6 protein-coding genes are annotated in these 6,000 nt (G+C 66.2%); all 6 read left to right on the top strand.

Annotation, left to right across the window (positions count from 1 at the left end):
• Positions 1-664 precede the first annotated feature (664 nt).
• Positions 665-808 carry a 50S ribosomal protein L34 gene (gene rpmH, locus ACQPW1_RS48790; RefSeq protein ID WP_005516618.1) on the top strand — a complete coding sequence of 48 codons (144 nt, stop codon included), beginning with the start codon at positions 665-667 and terminating at the stop codon, positions 806-808.
• Positions 809-826: 18 nt separating this feature from the next.
• A complete protein-coding gene (gene rnpA / locus ACQPW1_RS48785) occupies positions 827-1,252 on the top strand; it encodes a ribonuclease P protein component (RefSeq protein ID WP_433660714.1) in 426 nt (141 codons plus the stop codon).
• Positions 1,249-1,647 (top strand): membrane protein insertion efficiency factor YidD, encoded by a 399-nt coding sequence (gene yidD / locus ACQPW1_RS48780; RefSeq protein WP_396976095.1) that lies wholly within the window; start codon positions 1,249-1,251, stop codon positions 1,645-1,647. Before rnpA ends, yidD begins: the two co-directional genes overlap by 4 nt.
• 4 nt (positions 1,648-1,651) lie before the next feature.
• Positions 1,652-2,752, top strand: a complete 1,101-nt coding sequence (gene yidC, locus ACQPW1_RS48775; RefSeq protein WP_433665572.1) for a membrane protein insertase YidC — start codon at positions 1,652-1,654, stop codon at positions 2,750-2,752.
• Between the two features lie 105 nt (positions 2,753-2,857).
• The gene (locus ACQPW1_RS48770) at positions 2,858-3,409 is read left to right on the top strand and encodes a protein jag (RefSeq protein ID WP_433660713.1); all 552 of its coding nucleotides are present in this window, start codon (positions 2,858-2,860) and stop codon (positions 3,407-3,409) included.
• A 156-nt stretch (positions 3,410-3,565) separates the two neighbouring features.
• Positions 3,566-4,354, top strand: coding sequence for a 16S rRNA (guanine(527)-N(7))-methyltransferase RsmG (gene rsmG / locus ACQPW1_RS48765; protein WP_433660712.1), 789 nt, complete (start codon positions 3,566-3,568; stop codon positions 4,352-4,354).
• The last annotated feature ends 1,646 nt before the right edge of the window (positions 4,355-6,000 follow it).

Raw genomic sequence — 6,000 nt, 5'->3', positions numbered from 1 at the left:
GCAGTTTCCTCCCCGGAAGTAGGTCGATAGGAGCAGACGGCCGGGGCACGCGGGGAGGCAGTGGTGACGACCATGCTCGGGTCGGTACCGTGATCCTGCGTACGTCCGTAACCGGTTCGGACGCTGCCCGGATCCCCATTCCGGGCGGCGGCGTGGCACCGTCGGCCCTACGAATATGCCACTCCAGGGGTCTTTCCACACAATTATCCACAGATGTGGAGAACCCTGGGGAGTTGTGAAATACGGCTACTCGTCTCGCCAATAACGCTCTGACCTGCGGTTGTGTAGCAACCCTTCGGCAACGCAGGTTGCTGATCAGCTCGGGCGTGGCTAGGGGTGTGGACGAACTCACCGTAATACTCACAGGGTCTGACAGTGATATGCACAGCTTTGGGATCGACCGAACGGGTTAGTGCTGGTCGCGGGTTCGGGGCAGCCGGGGTGGGGCGAGTTTGACCCGCTCCGAGGCGATCAGTACCCTCGTACAGTCACCCTTTGGTGCGGTGGCGGTCTTGTGCTGACCGCGTGTAGGTCGTTATCGACCGACTGTGCGCCAAGACCGACGCGCCGATGATGACCAGACCTGCGATTCATCGCGAATACCTGTTTCACCGAAAAAGCTTCGGGCACCGACTGGTGCCCACTGACTCTAGGAGTGTTGACCGTGGCCAAGGGCAAGCGGACGTTCCAGCCGAACAACCGTCGTCGGGCGCGCGTCCACGGCTTCCGTCTCCGGATGCGCACCCGTGCGGGTCGCGCCATCGTTTCGGCGCGTCGCCGCAAGGGCCGCGCCGAACTCACTGCCTGATCCTCCGCGGACGCTCGGGTGTTGCCTGAGCCGTATCGGTTGCATCATCGTGCCGACTTCTCCCGGACGGTGCGCCGCGGCCAGCGAATCGGGAGGCGCGATCTGGTCGTACACGTGCTCACACACGGGTATGACGGAGTCATGTACGTGAATGGACGACATGGTGATCCAGCCGCCGCGCTGGTCCGCGTAGGCGGGCCACGCTTCGGGCTGATCGTCAGCAAGGCGGTGGGCAACGCGGTGATTAGACACCGTGTGGCCCGCCGCCTGCGTCATATGTGCCTCCAGATAGTTCCGGAGTTGCCCGCCGACGCCGACATCGTGATCCGCGCCCTACCCGGCGCCGCGGCCGCCTCCTCGGAGGAACTGCTGCGTCAGCTGCGCGGGGCGATACGCAAGCTCGGTATCGGCACAACCGACGCGGCAAGTGTCGGATCGTCATGAGCCGCACCGCGAAGATCGGCCGGCTACCGGCGAACGCACTGATCTTTCTGATCGAGTTGTATCGGACCTACGTCTCCCCCACCCGCATGCCGGTGTGCCGTTTCACCCCGACCTGCAGCGAGTACGCGGTCACCGCACTACGGACGCGCGGGCTGTTCATCGGCCTCGGATTGGCAGCCGTGCGACTGGCCAAATGTGCGCCCTGGCACCCTGGTGGGTGGGACCCCGTTCCGGAGCGGAAGCGAAGCACCGTTCGCACCGCGCCCGGGACCGTGGCAGCCACCGATCCGGTGCCGCAGGAAGCCAACCTGCAGGCCGACCCGGTGTCGGAGCCGAACGCTTGGAAAGGATCACCGCGCGCGGTGATCGGCGATACGAACGACGGGAGTGCATAGAGCCGTGCTCGACTTCATCTATTATCCGGTGTCCTGGATCTTGTGGTTCTGGCACCGGGCGTTCTCGTTGGTGCCCGGTCTCGGCAAAGACAGCGGCATCGCCTGGGCACTCGCCGTCGTCTTCCTGGTCTTCACGTTGCGTGTGCTGCTCTACAAGCCGTTCGTGAAGCAGGTGCGCACCACCAAGCAGATGCAGGAACTGCAGCCCCAGATCAAGGAGCTGCAGAAGAAGTACAAGAACGACCGCCAGAAGATGGCGACCGAGATGCAGAAGTTGCAGAAGGACCACGGCTTCAACCCGTTGATGGGCTGCCTGCCGATCCTCGCGCAGGTTCCGGTGTTCCTCGGTCTGTTCCATGTGCTGCGCTCGTTCAACCGGACCGGCCACGGCTTCGGCCAGCTCGGCATGTCCATCGAGCAGAACGCGAACACGCCGAACTACGTGTTCAACGCGGCCGACGTGCAGTCCTTCCTGAGCGCCCGTCTCTTCGGCGCGCCGATCTCGTCCTTCATCACCATCCCCGACACCGAACTGCGCGCCTTCGCCATCGACGGACTCGGTCTGCCGAACAAGGTGAGCATCGCAGTCGTCGCGATCCCGTTGATGATCATCGCCGGTCTGGCGACCCACTTCAACGCGCGTGCCTCGGTGGCCAGGCAGACGCCGGAGGCGGCCGCCAACCCGCAGGCCGCGATGATGAACAAGCTCGCGCTGTGGGTCTTCCCGCTCGGCGTGCTCGTCGGTGGTCCGTTCCTGCCGATCGCCATCCTCCTGTACTGGGTCTCCAACAACATCTGGACTTACGGCCAGCAGCACCTCGTCTTCGGCAAAATGGAGAGGGAAGAGGAAGCCAAGAAGCTGGCCAAGATCGAGCAGCGTGCGCAGAACGCGCCGAAGCCAGGTGCCAAGCCGGTCAATACGCGGAAGAAGTCACCGGCGGACGCGGTCGATGAAGTCGTCGACGCGGTGGACCAGGTCGACGCTGCGCCCTCGACCAACGGGACCGGCAAGACCACCAATAAGGCTGCGGGACAGCGCAGGCCGGGTGGCCAGAAGCGACCGGGCGGCAACCGGGGCAGGGCGAACCAAAAGCGCCGCCGCTGATCGCATTTCGGTGGTCGGCCGGCCACCACGCTGAGCAACCCCTTGATCGCGCACCGTCCGGCGGCGAGCGCACGGCGAGCGTGATGAGCAGATGAAGGAAATCAAATGACAGTTGAGACCGACGGAGGGGACGCCACAGTGGCGACGACGATGGTGAACGCCGGAACGGACGCCGACGATGTCGTGAACGATGCCGAGGAAGCCCTGATCGAAGAGGGCGAAATCGCGGGCGACTACCTCGAGCAGCTGCTCGACGTGCTCGACTTCGACGGCGACATCGATCTCGACGTCGAGGGCGACCGCGCCATCGTCAGCATCGACGGTGGCCGCGATCTGTCAAAGCTGGTGGGGCGCAACGGCGAAACGCTCGACGCGCTACAGGAGCTGACCCGGCTGGCCGTGCAGCAGGCGACCGGCGTGCGCAGCAGGTTGATGCTGGACGTGGCCGGCTGGCGGGCCAAGCGCCGGGAAGACCTCAGCGCGCTCGGTACCGCCGCCGCGCAGCGGGTGCTGGAGTCGGGTGCGCCGGAGTCGCTGTCCGCCATGACGCCGTTCGAGCGCAAGATCGTGCACGACGCGGTGTCGGTGATCGACGGCGTCAACAGCGAGAGCGAAGGCGTCGAGCCGAACCGGCATGTCGTAGTTGTTCCGGCTTGAGCGAAAGCCGGACGTCGTTCGGGCACGGCGTATTTCGTCACCCTGACGGGTAATGGTTGGATAGGGCCTCTGGTCTTCGGATCAGGGGCCTTGTTCATGTCCGGCATCGGATTGTCCGCGCGTCGCCGGTCCCCTGATCGACTCGAGTTCGGAAGGATGTTTCACGTGGAACGAGATCTCGGTGAAGCCACCGCATTGCCTGCCGAGCTGGAACCGCCGGCATCGGCCGTGGCGGTGTTCGGCGACCGACTCGATCTCGCCCGCCGGTATTGCGCGGCACTCGCCACCGCCGGCGTCGAGCGTGGGCTGATCGGCCCGCGCGAGGTCCCCCGCCTCTGGGATCGTCACATCCTCAACTGCGCCGTGATCGGTGAGCTGATCGCCGAAGGTGCCTCGGTGGTCGACATCGGCAGCGGCGCCGGCCTACCCGGAATCCCGCTGGCGATCGCCCGCCCGGATCTCCGCATCACCTTGGTCGAACCTTTGTTGCGCCGCACCATCTTCCTCAGCGAGTTCATCGAGGCGGCCGGACTCGACGTCACCGTGGTCCGCGGCCGAGCCGAACAGTCCGGCGTACTGAACGAAGCAGGCGGTGCTGACGTCGTCACCTCCCGCGCCGTAGCCCCGCTCGGCAAGCTCGCCCAGTGGTCCCTTCCCCTGCTGCGCGACCACGGTCGGATGCTCGCACTCAAAGGTGTCAGTGCTGAAGAGGAACTCGCCCGCGACGGTGAAGCGCTGGAGCGCGCAGGTGCAGGCAATGCCATGGTCGTCGAATGCGGAGCCGGCCTGGTCTCCACCGCCACCCTGATCATCAGCGCCGAACGCCTCCCCCGCGCCGAGCGTGCGCCGCGGCGGCGGAGTGAGAATGCCACCGCGCGGCGGGAGGCGAAGGCGGCGAAGCGGGCCGGGGAGCCTGTGGCGGGACGCGCTCGTAAGACAAAGTAGGGCACGCACACCTCGTGTGAGAGTGCTCGCCCAACCCGCGCTCGAGGCGGAACTGCAAAGCCCGGACCTTGCGCGCGGGCGCGCCGGGATCACCTCTGACTTGCTGAGCTGAGCGAGCAGCGGATGCACAGCAAGTTGGGAACGGTGGGTAGCGCAGCGAGCTCCCCGGCGTATCGGGAGTCGGCGTCCCCATCCGAACGCGGCGGATCCAACAACGCCGACGACTCCGTGACTCTCCCGGCCCCCTCAGACTTTGCAACAGCATCAGGCGAGTGACTAGCGGGCCAAGAGCTTCGGCAGGATCGGCAGATCACTTCGCCGGGCGGTTTCACATGAAACACAGGACTTCTAAGCCTCGACGGAGACCGACCCCGCACCCCTCAGACACAAGAGTCACGTGACGCATCGGGTCGCATAAGAGGCGAGGATTCAAGAGGACTATGTGAGGCGACTCCCTCACCAATAGGCGACACGGAGATCTGCTCGCTTCGAGCAGACCGTCCACCGGAGAACGCACCAGCCACTTGCCAGAGCCGAGGACCGCCGATAGCTTTCCCTCGCTGGGTCGCTGGGTCGCTGGGTCGCTGGGTCGCTGGGTCGCTGGGTCGCTGGGTCGCTGGGTCGCTGGGTCGCTGGGTCGCTGGGTCGCTGGGTCGCTGGGTCGCTGGGTCGCTGGGTCGCTGGGTCGCTGGGTCGCTGGGTCGCTGGGTCGCTGGGTCGCTGGGTCGCTGGGTCGCTGGGTCGCTGGGTCGCTGGGTCGCTGGGTCGCTGGGTCGCTGGGTCGCTGGGTCGCTGGGTCGCTGGGTCGCTGGGTCGCTGGGTCGCTGGGTCGCTGGGTCGCTGGGTCGCCGGGTCGCCGGGTCGCCGAGATGAGAGAGCCGCTGCTCCTCCGGGCGCGGGTGCTGGCGATGCCGGTCCGTCGTGACGAGTGGATGCCGTGTCGGGTCGTCGAGATGCGCTGTGCCGGGGCAGTGCGATGCGCGCTTGGTGATGGAGATGTTGGATTGTCGAGATGAGGGAGCCGCTGCCGCCAGGTGCGGGTGCTGGCGACGCCAGTTCTGTCGTGACGGCCGGATGCCAAATTGACGAACGCGCGGTCGGAACGGAATGCGGGCCGCCGAGATACACCGTCGAGAAGCAGACGTCGGGTTGCGAGGACTCGGGTGGATAGGTCGCGGAGATGTACAGGTCGTCGGGATGAGGAGCCCGCTGCCTCAGGGCGCGGGGGTGCCCGAGATGCCAGCCCGTCGCGACAGTCGGATGCCGAGTCGTCGGGCTACCGAATCGACGAGACGCGCTGCCGGGGATCGGAATGCGGACTACCGAGATCCGCGACCGCGACACAGAGACGTCGGGTTGCGAGGACTCGTGGCCACGGCCCCAAGCAGATTGGATACACGAGTCGCGCGGTTGCGGTGAGCGCTGCCGCAGCAGGCGGGATGTCGAGATGCGCTACCGAACGGGATGCGCCTTGCCGAGATGTGCCGCCCCGGTGTGGAGATGAAGGGCTGCTGGCAATGCGGAGTCACCGGACTCACGAGTTACGGGCCCACCTCAGATCCGGCCGCCGCAGAAGGGGCCTGCGGCAGAAGGGCCGCCGCGGATGCGAGGTTGCCGGATTGCTGGGTAACTGGGTGCGGTGGTCG

This window comes from Nocardia sp. CA-128927 (assembly GCF_050955855.1).
Taxonomy (GTDB): Bacteria; Actinomycetota; Actinomycetes; order Mycobacteriales; family Mycobacteriaceae; genus Nocardia.
This window is presented reverse-complemented; position numbering and strand designations above follow the sequence as displayed.